We start from the raw sequence: 19,698 nt of genomic DNA, 5'->3' as shown, positions 1-19,698 counted from the left end.
TGGCCTGCTCACTTCCTTTGCCGCACAACAAATTGTGACCAGTCGGGCTCACGCACCGCGGCCCAGTACTCGTTGAGGCGCCACGGACTGACGGTGTGGATCTCGCCGTCGGCGTTCTTGAAGTAGGAGTGTTTGACCGCGGGGTGCGCCCACACCATCTTCTTGATCTGAGTCTGCGTCCGGTCATGCCAATCGGTGGCGGCATCGGGCCTCGGCTCCAGCGAATGCACCTCTGGGTCGGCCAGCCGCGCCAGACACTGGTCTATGTAGCGCATCTGCAACTCGGACTGGAAGATCAGGCTGCCGCCGTGGGCGAGGTGGGTTCCGGGCCCGTAGATGATGAACAGGTTGGGGAACTTTGGAACGGTGATGCCGAGGTAGGCGTACGGCCGGCTCCCCCACATCTCGCGCAGGTCCACCCCGTCGCGGCCGGTGATCTTCAGCGGCCACAGCACTTCGGTGTGCCGGAAGCCGGTGGCGTAGACGATGACGTCGACGTCATGCGCCACGCCGTCTTCGGTGACGATGCCGCGCGGGGTGATCCGCCGGATGGGCGTGCGCACCAGCTCGACGTTGTCTCGCTGCAGTGTTTGCAGCCAGCTGCCGTTGTCCTGCAGGGTCCGTTTACCGCAGGCGGGATAGTCGGGCATCACCTTGGCCAGCAGGTCGTGCCCTTCTCCGACCTGGCTGGTGATCCACTGGGAGAACATCATTTGGGCGGCGGCGTTGATGTCGCTGACCGCATGCTCCTGGTCGGCGTAGTTTGGGTCGCCTTCCGCGGCGTCGAGTCCCTTGTCGGACCCCGGCCAGAGGACGAGAAAGCGGTACCACCGCCCGTAGAACGGCAGGTGGCGCATGGCCCAGCGCATGCCGTCGCCGACCTCGTCGTGATACATCGGGTTGGGGAACATCCACTGCGCGGTCCGCTGAAACACGGTGAGGTGCTCGACATCCGGGGCAATCGCGGGTGAGATCTGGAAACCGCTGGCGCCGGCGCCGACGAGCGCGACGCGCTTACCGCTGATGTCGACGGAGTGGTCCCAGGCCGCGGAGTGGAACGACGGGCCCGCGAAGCTCTCGGCGCCGTCGAAGTCGGGAATGTTGGGCCGGTTCAATTGACCGACCGCGGTGATCAGGGCACGGGCGCGCACCGTGCTCGTCTGGCCGTCGACACCACGCAGCCGGATGCTCCAGGTGGCGTCGTCGTCGACCCATTCGGCGGCGAGAACCTCCGTATTCCACCGCACGTGCTCGGCCAGGTCGTGCTTCGCCATGACCTGGGTGAAGTAGTCCTGCAGCTCGTGCTGTTCGGCGAAGAAATGGGTCCAGTCGTTGTTGGGTTCGAAACTGTAGCAATAGAAGTGGTTGGCCACGTCGACGCGGGCGCCGGGATAGCTGTTCTCCCACCAGGTTCCGCCCGGACCGGGGTTCTTCTCCACGATGGTGAAGGGAATGTTGGCCTGCTTGAGCCGGATTCCGGCCAGGATGCCCGATTCGCCGCAGCCGACGACGAGGACCGGAATATCGGCCGCGCTGTCGGCCGGCACGGTCGGCGGGCGGCGTGGATCGACCCCGTCGAGGTCCATCTCTTCCAGCACCAGGCGCAGGTAGTCGTCGGTCACGTGCTCGCAGGCCGCCCAGTCCATCATTTCGCGAATGAGGTCGAGGCTCAGCGGCTTCGGCTCGGGACAACCGCGGTCCCGATATTCGGTGATCACCGGCAGGGCTGCCGCGCGGGCCCGCGCCTTGTCCTCCTCGGACATGAAGCCCTGAATCTCGTTGAGGAACACACCCATCTGCTTGAAGTCGCGGATGAAGCGCGGGTCGCCGGTGATGTGCACGAGTGAAAGCAAGAGTGTCGGGATGCTGACATCGGCGAGGGCGGCCTCGATCTCCGCCGTGGACGTGGTGAAGGGATCGCCGGCATAGGCGCTGCGCATCGAGCCGATCCTCTCGGGTGAACGGGGTCCCCCAATTACGCTACTGACCGTGTCGTAATTGGCAGCACTACGCTACCCGCTGGCGAGGGAGGGGATCAATAGCCTGACTGCTATGGCGCGTCGTCCTCGTCGTTTTGCCCCATCGTCTTTTCGGGGTGGTGGAAGGTATTGACGCGGGGCTGCCCGCGATCCAGGTGCGGTGGTGGGATCCATTCGGTGTCGCCGTTGGCGCGTTTTCGGGTGGTCCAGCCGTTGTCGAGGAGGCGGTGGTGGGGCCCGCAGGCCAGGGTGAGTTGGTCGATGTCGGTGCGGTGGGTGCCGGCCCAGTCCTGGACGTGGTGGACTTCGCAGTAGTAGCCGGCCACGTCGCAGCCCGGGGCCGAGCAGCCACGGTCCTTGGCGTACAAGACAATTCGTTGCCCCGGGGAGGCCAGGCGCTTGGCGTGATACAGCGCCAGCGCGTTGCCCTTGTCGAAGACGGCCAGATAGTGGTGGGCGTGGCGGGCCAGCCGGATCACGTCGGACATCGGCAGCAGGGTGCCCCCGGCGGTGAGGGCTTTGCCGGCGGCGGACTCGAGGTCATTGAGCGTGGTGGTCACGACGATGGCCGCGGGTAATCCGTTGTGCTGACCCAGGTTGGCGCTGCAAAGCATTGCCCTTAGCGCGGCGTTGAGGCCGTCGTGGTTGCGCTGCGCGGCGCTGCGGGTGTCACGCTGCACCGCCTCGTCGCTCGGGGCGCCCTCGGCGATCGGTGTCTGGTCGTCGGGGTTGCACATCCCTGGCGCGGCCAGCTTGGCCAGCACCGCCTCCCAGGTGGCGCGGGCCTCGGGGGTGAGCCAGCCGCTCAGCTTGGACATACCGTCGCTGTCTTGGGTTCCCAAGGTCACGCCGCGGCGCCGAGCGCGGTCGTGGTCGGTGAACTGTCCGTCGGGATTGAGGTAGCAGGTCAACCGTTCGGCGACCTTGCGCAGCCCTTCCGGGCGTTGCTCGCCGGCCCAGCGGGCGAGGTCGGCCTCGGCGGCCTCGCGGGTGGGGGCATCGACCCAGCAGGGCAGTTCGTCGAAGAAGCGGTGGATGACGGCGATGTGGGAGGCGCCGATCTTTCCGGCGCGCTGGGCGGCCGCGGTGGCCGCATACTGCGGCGTTAGCGGCTCACCGGTCAGCGTGTGTCGCGTGCCCAACGCGCGGGCGTCGGTGATCCGGCGCGTGGCTTCCCCGCGGGTGATGCGCAGGCGGTCGGCCAGCACGTGCGGCAACGTGCCGCCGAGTTCGGCCGGAGTGGCTTGGCAATCGATCTGATTGAGCAGCTCGTGGCCGGCCACCGGCAGCCGCCTCATCTCGCGTTCGAGGGATTCGAGGTAGGTGAAGCGCTCCGGGGTGGTCAACGCGTCGTACGAGTGCGCGTTGATGCGTGAGACGACCTCGTGCAGCGCGGCGTAATCCGCCGCAATCTCGTCACGGTCACTCGAACTCATGTTCGAATGATACGTCGCCCCACCGACAACACCAGCCGCCCCGAAACCACTGAAACCAAAGTGGCGTAAGTGATTTCGGGGCCCGGTGCGCCATTGCCCAGGCCGCCCTTGCGCTGCTGCGAAACAATGGGTCCAAGTCGACGAATGCGTCCGGTAAGCCGGAGATGGAGGAGCGTCATGGCCTCGTTGCTCACGGCCTGCGGCGGATTCCTGTTCGCCGTCTTGTGGATGGATCTCATCTTCGATGTGCAGGTCCTGCGATTTCGTTCTGCGCCAACCGATCTGCCAGAGGCCGTACTTGCCTCCATCGCGGCTTACTACCACCGCGCGACCACCACCTCGCGCCCGATGAGCCGGCTCATCGCCGCCGTCATGGTGGTCCTGCTGGGCGCGTTGACCTACCAGTCCGCACGCGGGCATGACCCCTGGTGGCTTCTGGTGCTGTCGGCAGTCCTCGCGGGGAGTCCGACCATGCTGGCGTTGACGCAAACGGTTCCCGATGCGGTGCGGCTGGGGCGCCGAACAGACGGTCCGCCCGAGCAGGCCCGGCTGGCGCGGTCCGTCTGCCGGGATCACCTTGTCTGCGCCGGCTGCATGTTCGCGTTCCTGGTGCTGTGGGTCGCGCGCAGCGTGGCACTTTGACCGGCCGACGGGTCGTAGTGACAAAACGCAGGTCAGGACCCGGTGGCCACGTCAGGGCCGTCCGTACTAAACTAGAACACGTTTCAATTCGGCCGCGTCCCAGGAGTAGGCATGCACACCCCTATTTGCGACGAACTCGGTATCGAGTTTCCGATCTTCGCGTTCACCCACTGTCGTGATGTCGTGGTCGCAGTCAGCAAGGCCGGCGGTTTCGGCGTGCTCGGCGCGGTCGGCTTCACCCCCGAGCAGCTCGAGATCGAGCTCAACTGGATCGACGAGAACATCGGCGACCACCCGTACGGCGTCGACATCGTCATCCCGAACAAGTACGAGGGTATGGACTCGCACCTGTCGGCCGAGGAACTGGCCGACACGCTGCGCAAGATGGTGCCCCAGGAACACCTCGACTTCGGCAAGAAGATCCTGGCCGACCACGGCGTGCCGATCGAGGACAGCGACGGCGACAGCCTGCAGTTGCTCGGGTGGACCGAGGCGACCGCCACGCCCCAGGTCGAGGTGGCGCTCAAGCACCCGAAGGTGAAGATGATCGCCAACGCCCTGGGCACTCCCCCGGCCGACATGATCAAGCACATCCACGAGGCGGGACTCAAGGTGGCCGCGCTGTGCGGGTCGCCGTCGCAGGCTCGCAAGCACGCGGACGCGGGCGTCGACATCATCATCGCCCAGGGCGGCGAGGCCGGTGGGCATTGCGGCGAGGTGGGCTCCATCGTGTTGTGGCCGCAGGTGGTAAAGGAGGTCGCCCCGGTGCCGGTGCTGGCGGCCGGTGGCATCGGCAGCGGCCAGCAGATCGCGGCGGCCCTGGCGCTGGGCGCCCAGGGGGCGTGGACGGGCTCGCAGTGGCTGATGGTCGAGGAATCCTCGAACACGCCGGTTCAGCAACAGGCGTACGTCAAGGCGGGCAGCCGGGACACCGTGCGCAGCCGGTCGTTCACCGGCAAGCCGGCCCGCATGTTGCGCAACGACTGGACCGAGGCGTGGGAGGCGCCGGACAACCCGAAGCCGCTGGGAATGCCGCTGCAGTACATGGTTTCCGGCATGGCGGTGCGGGCAACGAACCGGTACCCGAACGAGAGCGTGGACGTCGCATTCAACCCGGTGGGTCAGGTTGTCGGCCAGTTCACCAAGGTGGAGAAGACGGCGACGGTCATCGAGCGCTGGGTGCAGGAGTACCTGGAAGCGACGAACAGGCTGGACGAGCTGAACGAGGCCGCCTCCGTCTGACGGCGGAGCTAGACCTCGTCGTCGAGCTCATCGCGGCCGCTGAACATCTCCCTCGTCCGGTCCACCGCGTACGTGCCGATCTCGATCGAGTTCTGGACGATACCGCTGACACCGCCGGAAATGTCGCCCCGGATGATGTCACTACCGTGTTCGACGATGTCGGAGGCCTTCTCGACCGCGTTGGTCGCGATGTCCCTGGCCGCGTCGACCGCATCTTTCGGGCTGAAGCCCATCTCGAGTCTCCTCTCGTGGCAGGACAGTTGGCTATGACTCTAGACCGGGCGTAGTGCTCAGTAGTTGACCAAGGTGCGCCAGTAGGATTCGGGGATTTCGGCCCCGGACCGCAATATTCGGGCCAGCCCCACGGCCATCGCGATGCCCAGCAGGCCAAGCCAGAGTCCGGCCAGCCCGATGATCGCCCACAGCGCGGCGGTGACGACGGGCCACGGCGAGAGCACCGCGAGGATCGGCGCGAAAAAGAAACCCGTCCCGATATACCACGCCGAGCCCGCGCGATCCGACGCGAGGACGAAACGCAGCCAACGCGGGACGAGGGTCTCGCCCGGCCCGCCGTCGTCCATGGCTCAGCCGCTCACTCGGCCGGAGGGAAGAATCCCGCTCCGGTGAACCATCCCTCTTGCCAACCCCGCTCGCCCAGGCACAACATGGGCAGCCCGCGGTCCGACTGCGCCGCGGCTTGCGGCCCAGGGCACTTCGCGCCCGCCTGCTGCACCCCGTACAGCGGATAGGAGATGACCCAGTAGCCGGTGGTGGCCGCCGGGAACTGGTTCGGCGGAGGGAAGTGGCACGCCTCGGCCTGACCGCTGGGGCCCCGGCCGAAGATGAAGTGCTCATAGTTGTCGCACGGCGCGCCCAACGACGCCTGATAGTTCATCCCCGGCACGTCGCCGTCGTATCCGGCTGCCGCGCACGGCGCCACGCCAATCGCAATGCCCGCTATAGAAGCGGCGCTGAGCACTTCCCGAATCATGTTCCACCCCGCCTGTCGTCGCTGGTGACCTGCACCAAAGCATATCCATCGGGCCGTAGCCCACAAGACCGTATTGGTGGTCTGGATGAGAAACGAAGAACACGTTCCAATTTGCACCCGGCGATCTTGCGTCAACGCTTCCCAACCGTGGTGCGGCAATGGTTTATTTGCACAAAGACGACTAGACCACTTCGTCATCGAGGAGCGGGCCATGCCAACCGTCGAGCCAACCGCCAAGCCGGTCCCCAATCTCCCCCCCGGATTCGACTTCACCGATCCGGACATCCACGCCGAGCGACTGCCGGTGGAGGAGCTGGCCGAACTGCGGCGGACCGCGCCGATCTGGTGGAACGAGCAGCCGCTGGGGGCGGGCGGATTCGACGACGGCGGCTTCTGGGTGGTGTCCAAGCACAAGGACGTCAAAGAGGTATCGCTGCGCAGCGATGTCTTCTCCAGCCTGCAGAAGACCGCGCTGCCACGCTACAAGGACGGCACGGTGGGCGAGCAGGTCGAACGCGGCAAGTTCGTGCTGCTGAACATGGATGCGCCGCAACACACCCGGCTGCGCAAGATCATCTCGCGGGCATTCACCCCCCGATCCATCGAGCGCCTGCGCGGTGACCTCGCCGAGCGGGCCCGGAACATCGTCGCGGAAGCGGCCGCCGAGGGGCGCGGTGACTTCGTCGAGCAGGTCTCCTGCGAGTTGCCGTTGCAGGCCATCGCCGGGTTGATGGGTGTGCCGCAGGAAGACCGCAAGAAGCTTTTCCACTGGTCCAATGAGATGGTCGGCGACCAGGATCCGGAGTTCGCCAGCAACGACGCCATCACCGCTTCCGTCGAGCTCATCATGTACGGCATGCAGATGGCCGCCGACCGGACGAAGAATCCGGGCGAAGACCTCGTCACCAAGTTGGTCCAGGCGGACATCGACGGCCACAAGCTCTCCGACGACGAGTTCGGCTTCTTCGTCATCCTGCTGGCCGTTGCCGGCAACGAAACAACCCGCAACTCCATCACGCAGGGCATGATGGCCTTCACCGACTTTCCCGATCAGTGGGAGCTGTTCAAGAGGGAGCGTCCCGCCACCGCGGCCGACGAGATCGTCCGCTGGGCAACCCCGGTGACGTCCTTCCAGCGCACCGCGCTGGAGGATTACGAATTGTCAGGTGTGCAAATCAAGAAGGGTCAGCGGGTGGTGATGGTCTACCGCTCGGCCAATTTCGACGAGGAAGTCTTTGACGACCCGTTCACGTTCAACATCCTGCGCGACCCCAACCCGCACGTCGGGTTTGGCGGCACCGGCGCGCATTACTGCATCGGGGCGAACCTGGCGCGGATGACGATCGACCTGATGTTCAATGCGATCGCCGACGGCATCCCGGACCTGGAATCGATCGGAAAGCCCGAACGGCTACGGTCGGGCTGGCTCAACGGGATCAAGCACTGGCAGGTCGACTACCACACCAACGGCGCGAAATCCCCTGCTGCGCAGTAGCATCAACCGCATGGCAACCCATCGAGCAGTTCACGTCAAGTCGGCCGGGGCACCATTAGAACTGGTCGATGTCGAAACCAAGCCACCAGGACGTGATGAGGCGCGGATAAACGTCACCGCGTGTGGGATCTGCGGCACGGACGCACACTTTGTCGCCGGCGGCTTCCCCGGCATGACGTGGCCGTTGACTCCCGGGCACGAAATCGCCGGAACGATCGCCGAACTCGGTGCGGGTGTCGAGGGTTTCGCCGTCGGCGATCGCGTCGCGGTCGGGTGGTTCGGCGGGTGCTGCTACCACTGCGATGAATGCCGAAAAGGCCACTTCATCCATTGCGAGAACGGGAAGGTCCCGAGTTACCAATATCCGGGCGGGTATGCGGAATCGGTGACCGTTCCGGGGAGCGCGCTCGCCCGCATACCGGAAGGGCTTTCCGACGCAGAAGCCGCGCCGATGGGTTGCGCCGGCGTTACCACGTACAACGCGTTGCGGCATACGAAGGCAGTGCCCGGTGATCGGGTCGCCATCCTCGGTGTCGGCGGGCTCGGCCACCTCGGGGTGCAGTTCGCCCGGGCGATGGGTTTCGAGACCATCGCCATCGCTCGTGGCAGCGGCAAAGAGGAGGACGCCCGGAAGTTGGGCACCCACCACTACATTGACTCCACCGCCGCCGATCCCGCAGAAGCGCTGAAGGCCCTGGGCGGCGCGGCAGTCGTGCTGGCGACCGCGGGCAACTCGTCGGCGATGGCCGCAACCGTCGGCGGGATATCGCCGCAAGGCGAGCTCGTCACCATCGGCGTCACGCCCGAACCGTTGCCGATCAGCCCCATCCAACTGATCACACCCGGGGTCAGCATCGTCGGTCATCCTTCCGGCACGGCGAAAGACGTTGAAGAGACGATGCATTTCGCCGTGCTGTCCGGCGTGCGGGCCTGGATCGAGGAACTACCGCTGTCACAGGCGGCCGACGGATACGCGGCGCTGGAGCAAGGCCGTGCGCACTACCGCACAGTGCTGACGATGTGATTACAGTCGGCCTATGACCGACGAGTGGAGCTTGGACGCAGCCGACGGCGAGCTACTTCTTGCCACCGGCGTTCGCGGGCGAGCGGCGCGAATGGGTCACCGTCTCACCATCGCCATGACCCGCTGGCATGCCACCGTCGGCTGGGCCGGCTCGGAACCCGCCACCGTGGAGCTTGTGGTCGAAGCGGATTCCCTCGAGGTGCTGCGCGGCGAGGGCGGCGTGAAGGGGTTGTCAGGTCCCGAGAAGGTCTTGGTGCGTTCCAACGCCTTGAAGTCGTTGGACGCCGGCCGGTTTCCCGAGATCCGCTTTTTCGCACGGGCCATTGACAAGACCGAAGACGGGTACCGGCTCACCGGCCAACTCGAAGTTCGGGGAAAGTTCCGGGACCACGTAATCGACCTGCGCACAGAGGATCTCGGGGACGCGTGGCGGATGTCCACCGAATCATCGGTCCGCCAGACCGACTACGGCATCAAGCCGTACTCATTGCTGATGGGTTCGGTCCAGGTCGCCGATGAGGTTTCGGTGTCCTTCACCGCGATTCACGCGAAGAACGCCTGAGCGGCTGTCCCGGCGCCGACGTCAGGGCTGCGGCTGGGCGGGCGCCTGCGAGGCCGAGGCACCCGTCGCGTCACCGGTGTCGCCCGGAATGTGTTCGAGCATTCGCGTCAGGTAGGGCTGCCTGCTATTGGGTTCCGGCTGCTGCTCGTCGGGCGCGGCGGCCTCCGTGATCGGTTCGCCGACGGAGACTTTCGCCTGCGGGGTCAGCGGCGCCACGACCGGGGGCGGTGCCACGGCCTCGGCGAGCTGCGGAGTCGGTGCGGGCTCCGTGTGCCGCGGGACGGGCTTGCTGGCCGGGGCCAGCTGGATGCCCACCGCGAGCGATATCGAGGAGACAAAGGTGATGACGCCGGCGGCCAGAGTGGTCACGGCCCCGGCGTACGACAGCTTTCGCGGCGCCGGCGGCGCGGCGGCGGGTTCACCGGGGTGGACCACCAACTGGTCGTCGGTGAACTCGGTGCTTCGGGCGGCGGTCAGCGCAGCGCCCCGCGCAATGGTCACCTGAGCCATCGCTTGCACGAACACCGGCACCGGCAGGGTCTTTTCGAGCTGCCAGGAGAGGCCGTCGATGTCGCTGTGCGCGCCGATGACCACCACCCCGGCCGGCTGCCAGCCATTGCGGTCGAACATGCCGGTCAGCCAGCGAGTCAGGCCGTCGAAACCGCCGCGCACCTGCTTGGTCGCCGTCTGCGTTTCCCCGTCGCGGGTATCGACCATGACGACGGTCGTCGAGTCGTGTTCGAGGAGACAGACCGCGGTCTGCTCGTAGCCGATGACCGGCGCGATGGCCTGCGCCAGTGTCTCGACGGCATCGAGTTGCCTTACCGGCACGACATTGTCGAAGCCACTGTCGGTCAGCGCTTCCAGCAGCAACGCGGCGTGGGCCGCCGCGTCGTCGTTCCACGTCACCCCGATGACCCGCAGCCGATGGTCGCTGGCAGCCGCCTGCGCTTCCACCCGCGCGATCTCGTCGGCTACTTGGTCGGCGGTACTCACGGCGCGTGCGCCGTGACCGGCGTCCAGCGCCAGCTCCTGATGATCCAGGATGGTGCCGTCCGCGCCGTGTCCTTCAGCGAGCACCCACCCAACGGTGGTCGGCGTCACTGACAGCCCAAGTACCGTATCCAAACTCATGCCCCAATCGATCCCGGACGCCCGACGCCCTCAGCCACACCCACGCGCACCAGAAAACCCTGGTCAGGTGGGTCGTGAGGGCCGGAACGGACCGAGATAACGTGGTCTCCATCGGCTTGCTCCGTGAGAGCCTACGCGGTCGACGCGGGTCCGGTTGCCCCGGTTCCGCCTCGCGGCAGAATCCGCCCCTCGGGAACCAGTCGATGCGCCCACAGGTCGTGCTGGCGGGAGAAGGGCCGTCGGCGCGGGGAAACCGTCCCTTCCGCCCGCCGCGATAAACGTCTTACGGGTACCGAATCGACTTTTTCGGCGCTGGTTCGGCGGCGCGGCGCCGCTAGACGTCGTGGCGAGATCGAAAATGGCGGCTTTGCGCATTACGGCCCGGCCCGCCCTAGACCCCGCTGCCAGGCGTTATGCGCGGCCCGGTGGTCAAATCCCGATGCGGGTCAACCGGTGCGAACGTTGCGGCGCTCTTATCCCCGCGAGCGCAATTGGCGGGGGAATTCCGATACCAAACTGAGACACCCCCGCGTCCCGATCGACATTCGGGCTATTCGCACGGTAAATTCCTGCCTGAGACGACGGTCACACACGACAAGGGGCAGGTATGACAGATGTGAGCGAGATGGTCCGGGCCTGGGGGCGCCGGCTTTTAGTCGGTGCGGCAGCCGCCGTTACCCTCCCGGGGCTGATCGGTCTTGCCGGCGTCGCCCCGACCGCGGGAGCGTTCTCGCGCCCGGGCCTGCCGGTTGAATACCTGCAGGTGCCGTCGGCGGGGATGGGCCGCAACATTAAGGTCCAGTTCCAGAGCGGCGGCAACGGCTCCCCCGCGGTGTACTTGCTCGACGGCTTGCGCGCCCAGGACGACTACAACGGCTGGGACATCAACACGCCGGCGTTCGAGTGGTACTACCAGTCGGGCCTGTCGATCGTCATGCCCGTCGGTGGCCAGTCCAGCTTCTACAGCGACTGGTACAGCCCGGCCTGCGGCAAGGCCGGCTGCTCGACCTACAAGTGGGAAACCTTCCTGACCAGTGAGCTGCCGCAGTACCTGGCCTCCAACAAGAGCGTCAAGTCCACGGGCAGCGCCGCGGTCGGCATCTCCATGGCCGGTTCCTCGGCCCTGATCCTGGCCGCCTACCACCCGAACCAGTTCATCTATGCGGGCTCGCTGTCCGCGCTGATGGACCCCTCGCAGGGCATGGGGCCATCCCTGATCGGCCTCGCGATGGGCGACGCCGGTGGCTACAAGGCGAGCGACATGTGGGGCCCGTCGAGCGACCCCGCGTGGCAGCGCAACGACCCCTCACTGCAGATCCCCAAGCTGGTGGGCAACAACACTCGGCTCTGGATCTACTGCGGTAACGGCACACCGTCGGAGTTGGGCGGGGCGAACATGCCCGCCGAGTTCCTGGAGAACTTCGTGCGCAGCAGCAACCTGAAGTTCCAGGACCAGTACAACGCGGCCGGTGGCCACAACGCCGTGTTCAACTTCAACGCCAACGGAACACACAGCTGGGAGTACTGGGGAGCCCAGCTCAACGCCATGAAGCCGGACCTGCAGGGCACCCTGGGTGCTACCGCAGGCGGCGGCGGATAGCCTCACCTGCCCCGAGGTCGCTGCTGCGCCCGACGACGACGCCGTCGGGCGCAGTAGTGCGTCATGGCCCTTTGGGTCTCCCCCGATCAACGCGTCGCGGCGAATTGGTCGGTGACATCCGTCCAAGCCGTCGCGTCCCTGCGGTGATCGTTCATGTTGCGGCACTGGCCGTAGACGCGTAGGACGCCGAGGTGCGGTTCGTCGTCGTGGCGGTAAACGATCACTGTGACGCCGTCCTTGGTGAGTGTCTTCGCGAACGCGTGATTGTTGGGTGGTAGGCCCTCGGCCCAGCCATCGCCGGCCAGCGTCGCGGCAAACCGGCCGAAATAGGTGTCGGCCGGTGCGGTGGCGGGCAGCGAGAACGTCAGGTAGATCGAGCCCTGATACGGCGGGTCGTCGCGGTTTTTGCAGGACATCAGCGAGTAGCCCGCCGAGGACGCTTGCAGACCCGTCGCGGTGACGATGTGCTGGGCCGATTGGACGACCTGGGCCTTCGATTGATCGTCGCTCACCGGACTGGCGGGATGTTCGAGGGCGTCGGCGGGCGTCGAGTGCAGCCGGTCCACCATGATGAGCGCCGCACCGAGCAACAGGGGAATCGCCAGCGCGACGGCGATCAGCGCACGAATCTGCCTCGAGCGCAACGATTTCCCGCGCTTCCCGCCAACGCGGCGCGGGCCGCGATTGTCCATGGTCGACGACATCAGCACCCCAGGCTAACTCCCGAATGCGCTCGTATCCGGCGCTGCCGCAGAATCATGGTCATGCAGAGCCGGCGCATGATCCTGGTTACCCGCTGCGCCGGCATGGCCGTCGGACTGGCGATCCTGGTCGCATCGCCCGCGGGAGCCGACGATGCGAGCCCCCTCACCGAGTTGGTCGACGCCGCCGCGCAGCGGTTACAAATCGCCGAGCCGGTGGCCGCCTTCAAGTGGGTCAGTCACGGGGCCGTCGAAGACCAAGGACGCGTCCGGCACGAACTGGCGAAAATGGCCGCCCAGGCCTCGGCCAGGCGGATCGACCCCGACTACGTCACCCGGGTATTCGGCGACCAGATCCGGGCCACGGAGGGCATCGAATACAGCCGGTTCGCGGATTGGAAGTTCGATCCCGACGCCGCGCCGGCCGAGTCGGCCGATCTGTCGGCGTCGCGGTCGGCGATCGACGACGTCAACCAAACGATGCTGAACCAGATCGTGGCCAACTGGGACTTGCTGCATTCGGCGGCCTGCCCCGCGCAACTCGGGCTCGCCGCGAGCGGCGCCATCCGCGCCCGCGGCCTCGACACCCTCTATCAACGGGCGCTGGCGTTAGCCACTCAGTCATATTGCCAGCAATAATTTAGTTTTTCCTCAACGGTTTCTAACACTTTCTTTTTGCTCCTCGATATTGCCGTTTGCGCAGATAGAAGGCATATCTCGCGGCATTTTCGAATGGGTAACGCTTTGGCCACAGCGTCCGAAATCCATGACATGAAAATTCTCTGCAAGCCTCTCGTCAAGTCCCTGGCGGTCGGCGGGTTCGTTGCAGCGTCGATAGCTTCGTCCACTGGTATAGCCACCTCCGCACCCACGCCCAACTGGGACGCGATCGCCCAGTGCGAGTCCGGTGGCAACTGGCACGCCAACACCGGAAACGGCGAATACGGTGGACTCCAATTCAAGCCGGGTACCTGGGAGCGGTACGGCGGCGTCGGCAACCCGGCGGCCGCGTCCCGAGAGCAGCAAATCGCCGTCGCCAACCGGGTTTTCGCCGACCAAGGGGTGGAGGCGTGGCCGAAGTGCGGCGCCAATTCGGGCCTGCCGATCGGTTGGTACTCGCACCCCGCGCAGGGCATCAAGGAGATCATCAACGGGCTGATCCAGGCGGCGGCGCCGCACTGACGATCAATGTCCTCGCGGTCTATGACCGAACGGCAAGCTGTGTTTGGATCAGGCCATGGAAGGTTCGGCGACTGTTCATATGGCGGCGTCTGCGGACAAGATCTGGGATCTCATCGCAAACGTTCGCAACATCGGCCGGTTCTCCCCCGAAGTGTTCGAGGCCGAGTGGCTGGGCGACGCGAATGGCCCCGCCCTCGGCGCGAAATTCCGTGGTCACGTTCGGCGCAACGAGATTGGGCCGGTGTATTGGACGACGTGCGAGGTGACCGCGTGCGAGCCTGGCCGCGAATTCGGGTTCGCGGTGCTGCTCGGCGATCGGGCGGTCAACAACTGGCACTACCGGTTGGCGCCCAGCGGTGGCGGCACGGATGTGACCGAGTCTTTCCGGCTCAACCCGGCCCCGTGGCTCGGCCTCTACTGGCTCTTCGGGGGTTTCCTGCGTAAGCGACGCAACGTGCGCGACATGACCAAAACCCTGAACCGCATCAAAGATGTGGTCGAGGCCGGCTGACGCGCCGTGAAATCGATCTTCATCACCGGCGCGGGCAGCGGCATGGGCCGGGAGGGGGCAAAGCTGTTCCACGCCAAGGGGTGGCGGGTCGGCGCCCTGGACCGCAACGGCGACGGCCTGGCGACGCTGCGGGAAGAACTCGGTGGCGACCGGTTGTGGACCCGCCAGGTCGATGTGACGGACAGGGCGGCCCTGGAGGGTGCCCTCGCCGACTTCTGCGCAGGCAACAGTGACGGCGGGCTCGACATGATGTGGAACAACGCCGGCATCGGCGAAAGCGGCTGGTTCGAGGACGTGCCCTACGAGGCCGCCATGCGCGTCGTCGACATCAACTACAAAGCGGTGCTTACCGGCGCCTACGCGTCGTTACCGTATCTGAAGAAAACGCCTGGCAGCCTGATGTTTTCGACCTCGTCGTCGTCGGGCACCTACGGCATGCCGCGGCTCGCCGTCTATTCGTCGACCAAGCACGCGGTCAAAGGGTTGACCGAGGCGCTCAGCGTCGAGTGGCACCGGCACGGGGTCCGCGTCGCCGACGTGCTGCCCGGCCTGATCGACACGGCCATCCTGACCACGACGACGAATCACTCCAACGACGGCGGCGCGCCGAGGACGGCCGACGAGCTTCGGGCCACCGCGCCCAAGAAGGGGTTGTTCCGGCTGATGCCGGCGAGCAGTGTGGCGGAAGCCGCGTGGCAGGCTTACCACAACCCGAAGCGGTTGCATTGGTACGTGCCGAAGAGCATTCGCTTGATCGACTTCTTCAAGGGCCTGAGTCCGGAACTCGTGCGACGCAGCATCGTCAAATCCCTACCCGCGCTGATGCCGAAGCGGCAGTGAAGGAGTTGAACCAATGCGAAACCGGTTGATCGCAGTGGTTTTCGTGTTGATCGCCGGTGTCGGCGTCGCGGGGTGCGGACAGGCCCAGACCACGCCCCGTAAAGCGGCCCGCCTGACCATCGACGGCGCCACTCACACCACCCGCCCTCCGGCGTGCAGCCAAAACCAGCAGTACCGCACCATCGACATCAAGGACCGCGACGGCGGCGTCGAGGCAGTGGTGCTGACCAGTGGTTACCGGGTGATGCCCCAGTGGGTGAAGATCCGCAACGTCGACGGATTCACCGGGAGCTTCTGGAACGGCGGCGTGGGCGACGCGCGCGCCGACGTCACTAACGACGCCTACACGATCACCGGTAGCGCCTACGGCATCAACAGCAGCAACCCCGACAAAGTGGTGACGACGGAGTTCAAGATCATCGCGGAGTGCTGACGGTGTCCGGGGTCCGGGCATAGGCTCGGTGACATCAATCGATGGAGGGGCCGGTGAAGGCGCGATTGCACTGGTTGGCGATGCACGGGTTCATCCGGGGCGTCGCGACGCTCGGGGTCCGGCGCGGTGACCTGCACGCCAGGCTGATCGCCGACCCCGGGGTGGCGGCCGATCCGGTGCCGTTCTACGACGAACTCCGAGCGGCGGGGCCGCTGGTCGAGGGTCGCGTGAGTTATCTGACGGCCGAGCATGCGCTCGCCCACGAGCTGCTGCGCTCCGACGACTTCCGCGTGCTGGTGTTCGGGGCGAATCTGCCCGGTCCGCTGCGCTGGCTGGAGCGCCGCAGCCGCGACGATCTGCTGCATCCGCTTCGCGCGCCGTCGCTGCTCGCCGTCGAGCCGCCGGATCACACCCGCTACCGCAAGACGGTGTCCGCGGTCTTCACTCCCCGCGCGGTCGCCGCGTTGCGCGCTCGCGTGGAGCAGACCGCCGCCGACCTGTTGGATCAGCTGGCCGCCCAGTCCGGGGCCTCGCAGGTCGTTGACATTGTGGGCCGGTATTGCTCGCAACTCCCCGTCGCGATCATCAGCGACATCCTCGGCGTGCCGGAGCGTGACCGGCCGCGCGTCCTGGAGTTCGGTGAGCTCGCCGCACCGAGCCTGGACATCGGACTGACCTGGCGGCAATACCGCAGCGTGCAGCGAGGGCTCGCCGGCTTCAGCTCCTGGCTGGGCGAGCATCTCGGTCAGTTGCGGCGCGCCCCGAGCGACAACCTGATGAGCCAGCTGATCCAGGTAGCCGAAAGCGGCTCGGCCGAAACATATCTGGACGAGAACGAGCTGCAAGCGATCGCCGGGCTGGTATTGGCGGCCGGGTTCGAGACCACGGTCAACTTGCTCGGCAACGGGATCCGCATGCTCCTGGACGCTCCCGACCGCCTGGATACCCTGCGCGAACGACCGGAGCTGTGGCCTAACGCCGTTGAGGAGATACTGCGGTTGGAGTCGCCGGTACAGCTGACCGCGCGGATGGCGCAGGGCGACGTTGAGCTTGCCGGGAAGCGGCTGCAGCGTGGCGACTTGGTGCTCGTCTATCTGGCAGCCGCCAACCGCGACCCGTCCGTCTTCGACGAGCCGCACCGCTTCGACATCGAACGGCCCAACGCGGGAAGGCATCTCGCGTTCTCCGGGGGCCGGCACTTCTGCCTGGGCGCCGCGCTGGCGCGCGCCGAGGGCGAAGTCGGGCTGCGTACGTTCTTCGACCGCTTCCCCGAGGTGCGTGCGGCGGGCGTGGGCAGCAGGCGCGACACGCGGGTGCTGCGGGGCTGGTCGTCGCTGCCGGTCGCGCTGGGGCCGGCACGGTCGATGGCTCGCGTCGACGGCTAGTGCGGCGTGCCGGGAGGGTGCCGGCTGTTGACACCCGTTCGGCAACCGAGTTTATTTGCGCTATGACAGACGTTTCTATGATCTCGGTCGAGGATGTCGTCCTCGGGCTTTGGCAGGCGCTCTCGCGGCGGGACTGGGAGGCGGTCAAGACGTTTTTGTCCGATGACTGCCTCTACGTCGATATGCCGGTTCCGGCGCTTTCGGCGCGCGGACCGGAAGACATCGTCAAGCGGCTCAAGATGGGTCTCGAGCCGCTGGCGGGCTATGAGAACCACGATGGCGTGCTGGTGTCCAACGGTGCTGACGTGATGTACGAGCACTCCGAGACATGGACGTTCACCACGGGTGAGCGCGGCGTGCTGAGGTTCGTGACGGTCCACAAGGTCGAGGGCGGCAAGGTCACCGTTTGGAAAGACTATTGGGACATGAACAGCCTGGTCAGCTTCGCTCCCCCGAACCACTTCGAGAACCTGGCGACGGCCGACACGAGCTGGGTCTTCGACGCGACAAGCTTGGTCTAGCAGACTCGGGGTTACCTCATTTCTCTGCTGGTGTGAGCGCACAGGCGCTCCCCCCGAACTGACCAAGCGGAATGTTCAGGGCTAGGTAGCCAGACTGAGAAACGCTTCAGCGCATCCAACCACGTTGTCGCCGTAGCAGATTGGGCAACCGCGTTCGAGTATGTCGGTCATGGCGGAGGAGGGCGAGATCTCCTGCGATCCGCTTGCTGGGTGATCGCCGGTCCGTCTGGCCAATGAGGCCCTCCGACGCCGCGCGATGACGGTACTCGAGACGTTAACTGCGGCGCCGAAAATCGGAGATTCGGGTGCGGTCGTCTGACGACTTCAGGGCGGGCGCCTCAACCGACGCTGGTTGTACTCGATCACGCGATGCTTACCAAATGGATAGGAAACCCTATCCCTAGCGGCAACCCAATCTGGCTTCCCGGTCATTCCGGAAGCAGTGCTTTGTCTAGCACCATTTCCTTCATGAGTTCGTCATGAATTAGGCAACGACAATCACATGACCGAAACGAAGTCAACGAGGAGAATGCCATGACCGCCCGTAACATCCACCCGTCGACCGCCGTCGACCAGCAGAACCCTCTCCGGTCGGCGCTCTCCACGAGCTTCCGCGTCGCCTTCATCGTGGCTGTGGCTCTGGGCACCTTGGCTGGAACCGGGCTGGTCCTGTCGCTGTTGAAAGCGCTCGCCACCAGCAGGTACGGCGTCTACTTCGGGGTCTAGCCCGAAGTGAGCTCGGCATCTTGAGGAGATCCCATGTTATCGGAACTCGCGGTTGTGCTCGCCCTGTGCGCCGCGCTGGCATCCGCGATCGGCGCGGTGAGCCGTCAACGGTCCGCGCATGAAGTCACCGATGAACCAGTCGGCCACTGGGAGTTGTTCCGCATGTCGTTGCACGACTCCCGGTGGTGGCTTGGCGGCGGGGGGGCCGTTGCCAACTACAGCCTGCAAGCCGCCGCGCTGGGGGTCGGGTCGGTGATGTTGGTGACGTCGCTGCAGGTGACGGCGCTGCTATTCGCCCTGCCGCTCAATGCGCGGCTGACCCATCAGCGGGTGACCCGCCGGCAGTGGATGTGGGCGACGGTGCTCGCCGTCGCTTTGGCGGTGGTCGTCACGATTGGCGACCCGAAGGCCGGGCAGTCGCAGGGGTCGCTGACAACCTGGACTGTGGTGGCCCTGGTGTTGGGTCCGCTACTGGTGTTCTGTGTCCTGGGTGCGCGCATTTGGCCCGGCCCGCGTGCGGCTGTACTGCTGGCGGTGGTGGCCGGTTCGTCGCTGGCCCTGTTCGCGGTGCTAACCAAAGCCGTCGTCGCGGCGGCCGGACATGGTTTCGGGGCGCTGCTGTGCGCGCCGGAGTTCTACGTCTGGATACTGGCGGCGTTGGCAGGGATGATCTTTCAGCAGTCATCGTTTCGCGCTGGTGCGCTGACCGCCTCAATGCCGTCGGTGACCGTGGCCAAACCAGCGGTGGCATCGGTTCTGGGCATCGTGGTGCTCGGCGAGACCCTCAACGCCGATGGCGTGGGGATGATCGTGCTGGCGTCGGCGGCGATTGTGGTGATTGTCGCGATAGTGGCTCTAGCCCGCGGCGAGGCCCAAACGGCGGCACTCAGTAGCGAGCAAAACGCGGAAACCTCTGATCAGGCTGCGGTGCCCGAGACACTAACCCGGCCGCACGTGACGTTTGGGTCCGCGGTGCCATCGACACCTATTCTTGGCGAGCGCAGCTGTCGTGCCGCATGAGCGTTCCTACGCGCTCACGGTTCGGGAACAAGTCTGCTGCCCGAACCACAGTGGGCGACCCGAGCGGACTCAGGCGTCGGGAAACATTCTGGGCTGCAACGGATTCGGCGACATCGGCGCTTACGTCGCTTGGATGGTCACCCCTCGTATGTCGACCATCACAGCGCCTTGCGCAGCGCCGACGTCGCCAACCGCTATAAGTACTGTTGGGCGCCGCCGTGGCCGTGGCAGGCACCGCCGGCGATGACCGCGGCGACGGGAGTCGCTCGGAGCA

Annotated in this window: 22 protein-coding genes; 15 read left to right on the top strand and 7 right to left on the bottom strand. The window is 66.0% G+C overall.

Annotated elements, in window-relative coordinates; translation table 11 throughout:
* Nucleotides 1–8 precede the first annotated feature (8 nt).
* Together A5756_RS16430 and A5756_RS16425 are read right to left on the bottom strand one after the other, a co-directional pair.
* Nucleotides 9–1,940 (bottom strand): NAD(P)/FAD-dependent oxidoreductase, encoded by a 1,932-nt coding sequence (locus A5756_RS16430; protein ID WP_066954354.1) that lies wholly within the window; start codon nucleotides 1,938–1,940, stop codon nucleotides 9–11.
* A gap of 110 nt (nucleotides 1,941–2,050) precedes the next feature.
* A complete protein-coding gene (locus tag A5756_RS16425) occupies nucleotides 2,051–3,415 on the bottom strand; it encodes an HNH endonuclease signature motif containing protein (protein WP_066954351.1) in 1,365 nt (454 codons plus the stop codon).
* A 177-nt stretch (nucleotides 3,416–3,592) separates the two neighbouring features.
* On the opposite strand from A5756_RS16425, the gene A5756_RS16420 reads away from it, so the two are divergent.
* A complete protein-coding gene (locus tag A5756_RS16420) occupies nucleotides 3,593–4,057 on the top strand; it encodes a hypothetical protein (protein ID WP_066954348.1) in 465 nt (154 codons plus the stop codon).
* Nucleotides 4,058–4,168: 111 nt separating this feature from the next.
* Nucleotides 4,169–5,299 carry a nitronate monooxygenase gene (locus A5756_RS16415; RefSeq protein WP_066954345.1) on the top strand — a complete coding sequence of 377 codons (1,131 nt, stop codon included), beginning with the start codon at nucleotides 4,169–4,171 and terminating at the stop codon, nucleotides 5,297–5,299.
* 8 nt (nucleotides 5,300–5,307) lie between these two features.
* Here A5756_RS16415 and A5756_RS16410 read toward each other — a convergent pair whose 3' ends face one another.
* The 3 genes from A5756_RS16410 to A5756_RS16400 are packed head-to-tail and all read right to left on the bottom strand — an operon-like array spanning nucleotide 5,308 to nucleotide 6,290.
* Nucleotides 5,308–5,532 carry a hypothetical protein gene (locus tag A5756_RS16410; RefSeq protein WP_066954342.1) on the bottom strand — a complete coding sequence of 75 codons (225 nt, stop codon included), beginning with the start codon at nucleotides 5,530–5,532 and terminating at the stop codon, nucleotides 5,308–5,310.
* A 57-nt stretch (nucleotides 5,533–5,589) separates the two neighbouring features.
* Nucleotides 5,590–5,880, bottom strand: a complete 291-nt coding sequence (locus tag A5756_RS16405) for a hypothetical protein (protein WP_066954339.1) — start codon at nucleotides 5,878–5,880, stop codon at nucleotides 5,590–5,592.
* An 11-nt stretch (nucleotides 5,881–5,891) separates the two neighbouring features.
* On the bottom strand, nucleotides 5,892–6,290 hold the full coding sequence (locus A5756_RS16400; RefSeq protein ID WP_066954336.1) for a hypothetical protein: 399 nt from the start codon (nucleotides 6,288–6,290) through the stop codon (nucleotides 5,892–5,894).
* A 211-nt stretch (nucleotides 6,291–6,501) separates the two neighbouring features.
* Between A5756_RS16400 and A5756_RS16395 the strand changes: the two genes are divergently transcribed.
* From A5756_RS16395 to A5756_RS16385, 3 genes are read left to right on the top strand one after another with little or no spacing between them, the layout of a single operon-like run.
* Nucleotides 6,502–7,785: a cytochrome P450 gene (locus A5756_RS16395; protein WP_066954333.1), complete on the top strand. Its 1,284-nt coding sequence runs from the start codon at nucleotides 6,502–6,504 to the stop codon at nucleotides 7,783–7,785.
* A 10-nt stretch (nucleotides 7,786–7,795) separates the two neighbouring features.
* Entirely contained in the window at nucleotides 7,796–8,809 is a 1,014-nt protein-coding gene (locus A5756_RS16390) for an alcohol dehydrogenase catalytic domain-containing protein (RefSeq protein WP_066954331.1), read from the top strand.
* A 13-nt stretch (nucleotides 8,810–8,822) separates the two neighbouring features.
* A complete protein-coding gene (locus A5756_RS16385; protein ID WP_066954328.1) occupies nucleotides 8,823–9,371 on the top strand; it encodes a YceI family protein in 549 nt (182 codons plus the stop codon).
* 21 nt (nucleotides 9,372–9,392) lie between these two features.
* On the opposite strand, the gene A5756_RS16380 is transcribed toward A5756_RS16385, so the two are convergent.
* On the bottom strand, nucleotides 9,393–10,499 hold the full coding sequence (locus A5756_RS16380) for a hypothetical protein (protein WP_066954704.1): 1,107 nt from the start codon (nucleotides 10,497–10,499) through the stop codon (nucleotides 9,393–9,395).
* Nucleotides 10,500–11,112: 613 nt separating this feature from the next.
* Here A5756_RS16380 and ag85B point away from each other — a divergent pair.
* The gene (gene ag85B / locus A5756_RS16375; RefSeq protein ID WP_066954325.1) at nucleotides 11,113–12,105 is read left to right on the top strand and encodes a diacylglycerol acyltransferase/mycolyltransferase Ag85B; all 993 of its coding nucleotides are present in this window, start codon (nucleotides 11,113–11,115) and stop codon (nucleotides 12,103–12,105) included.
* An 86-nt stretch (nucleotides 12,106–12,191) separates the two neighbouring features.
* Here the strand turns inward: ag85B and A5756_RS16370 are convergent, their stop codons facing one another.
* Nucleotides 12,192–12,809, bottom strand: coding sequence for a hypothetical protein (locus tag A5756_RS16370; RefSeq protein ID WP_197505783.1), 618 nt, complete (start codon nucleotides 12,807–12,809; stop codon nucleotides 12,192–12,194).
* Between the two features lie 54 nt (nucleotides 12,810–12,863).
* Between A5756_RS16370 and A5756_RS16365 the strand changes: the two genes are divergently transcribed.
* The 9 genes from A5756_RS16365 to A5756_RS16325 all read left to right on the top strand — a co-directional run bounded on the left by A5756_RS16365 (nucleotide 12,864) and on the right by A5756_RS16325 (nucleotide 19,424).
* Nucleotides 12,864–13,445, top strand: coding sequence for a chorismate mutase (locus tag A5756_RS16365; protein WP_082960046.1), 582 nt, complete (start codon nucleotides 12,864–12,866; stop codon nucleotides 13,443–13,445).
* Nucleotides 13,446–13,538: 93 nt separating this feature from the next.
* The gene (gene rpfC / locus A5756_RS16360) at nucleotides 13,539–13,988 is read left to right on the top strand and encodes a resuscitation-promoting factor RpfC (RefSeq protein ID WP_232001941.1); all 450 of its coding nucleotides are present in this window, start codon (nucleotides 13,539–13,541) and stop codon (nucleotides 13,986–13,988) included.
* 37 nt (nucleotides 13,989–14,025) lie between these two features.
* Nucleotides 14,026–14,499 (top strand): SRPBCC family protein, encoded by a 474-nt coding sequence (locus tag A5756_RS16355; RefSeq protein ID WP_197502247.1) that lies wholly within the window; start codon nucleotides 14,026–14,028, stop codon nucleotides 14,497–14,499.
* Nucleotides 14,500–14,505: 6 nt separating this feature from the next.
* Nucleotides 14,506–15,339 carry an SDR family oxidoreductase gene (locus A5756_RS16350; protein ID WP_066954318.1) on the top strand — a complete coding sequence of 278 codons (834 nt, stop codon included), beginning with the start codon at nucleotides 14,506–14,508 and terminating at the stop codon, nucleotides 15,337–15,339.
* A gap of 13 nt (nucleotides 15,340–15,352) precedes the next feature.
* Nucleotides 15,353–15,772: a lipoprotein LpqH gene (locus A5756_RS16345; protein ID WP_066954315.1), complete on the top strand. Its 420-nt coding sequence runs from the start codon at nucleotides 15,353–15,355 to the stop codon at nucleotides 15,770–15,772.
* 53 nt (nucleotides 15,773–15,825) lie between these two features.
* Nucleotides 15,826–17,157, top strand: a complete 1,332-nt coding sequence (locus tag A5756_RS16340; protein WP_066954693.1) for a cytochrome P450 — start codon at nucleotides 15,826–15,828, stop codon at nucleotides 17,155–17,157.
* Between the two features lie 77 nt (nucleotides 17,158–17,234).
* Nucleotides 17,235–17,678, top strand: a complete 444-nt coding sequence (locus A5756_RS16335) for a limonene-1,2-epoxide hydrolase family protein (protein ID WP_066954312.1) — start codon at nucleotides 17,235–17,237, stop codon at nucleotides 17,676–17,678.
* 534 nt (nucleotides 17,679–18,212) lie between these two features.
* The gene (locus A5756_RS16330; protein ID WP_066954309.1) at nucleotides 18,213–18,404 is read left to right on the top strand and encodes a hypothetical protein; all 192 of its coding nucleotides are present in this window, start codon (nucleotides 18,213–18,215) and stop codon (nucleotides 18,402–18,404) included.
* Nucleotides 18,405–18,437: 33 nt separating this feature from the next.
* A complete protein-coding gene (locus A5756_RS16325; protein WP_066954306.1) occupies nucleotides 18,438–19,424 on the top strand; it encodes a DMT family transporter in 987 nt (328 codons plus the stop codon).
* Nucleotides 19,425–19,698: the final 274 nt, after the last annotated feature.

Source organism: Mycobacterium sp. 852002-53434_SCH5985345 (assembly GCF_001667155.1).
Lineage (GTDB): Bacteria > Actinomycetota > Actinomycetes > Mycobacteriales > Mycobacteriaceae > Mycobacterium.
The sequence above is the reverse complement of the archived record's forward strand: the minus strand, read 5'-3'. Positions and strand labels throughout refer to the sequence as shown.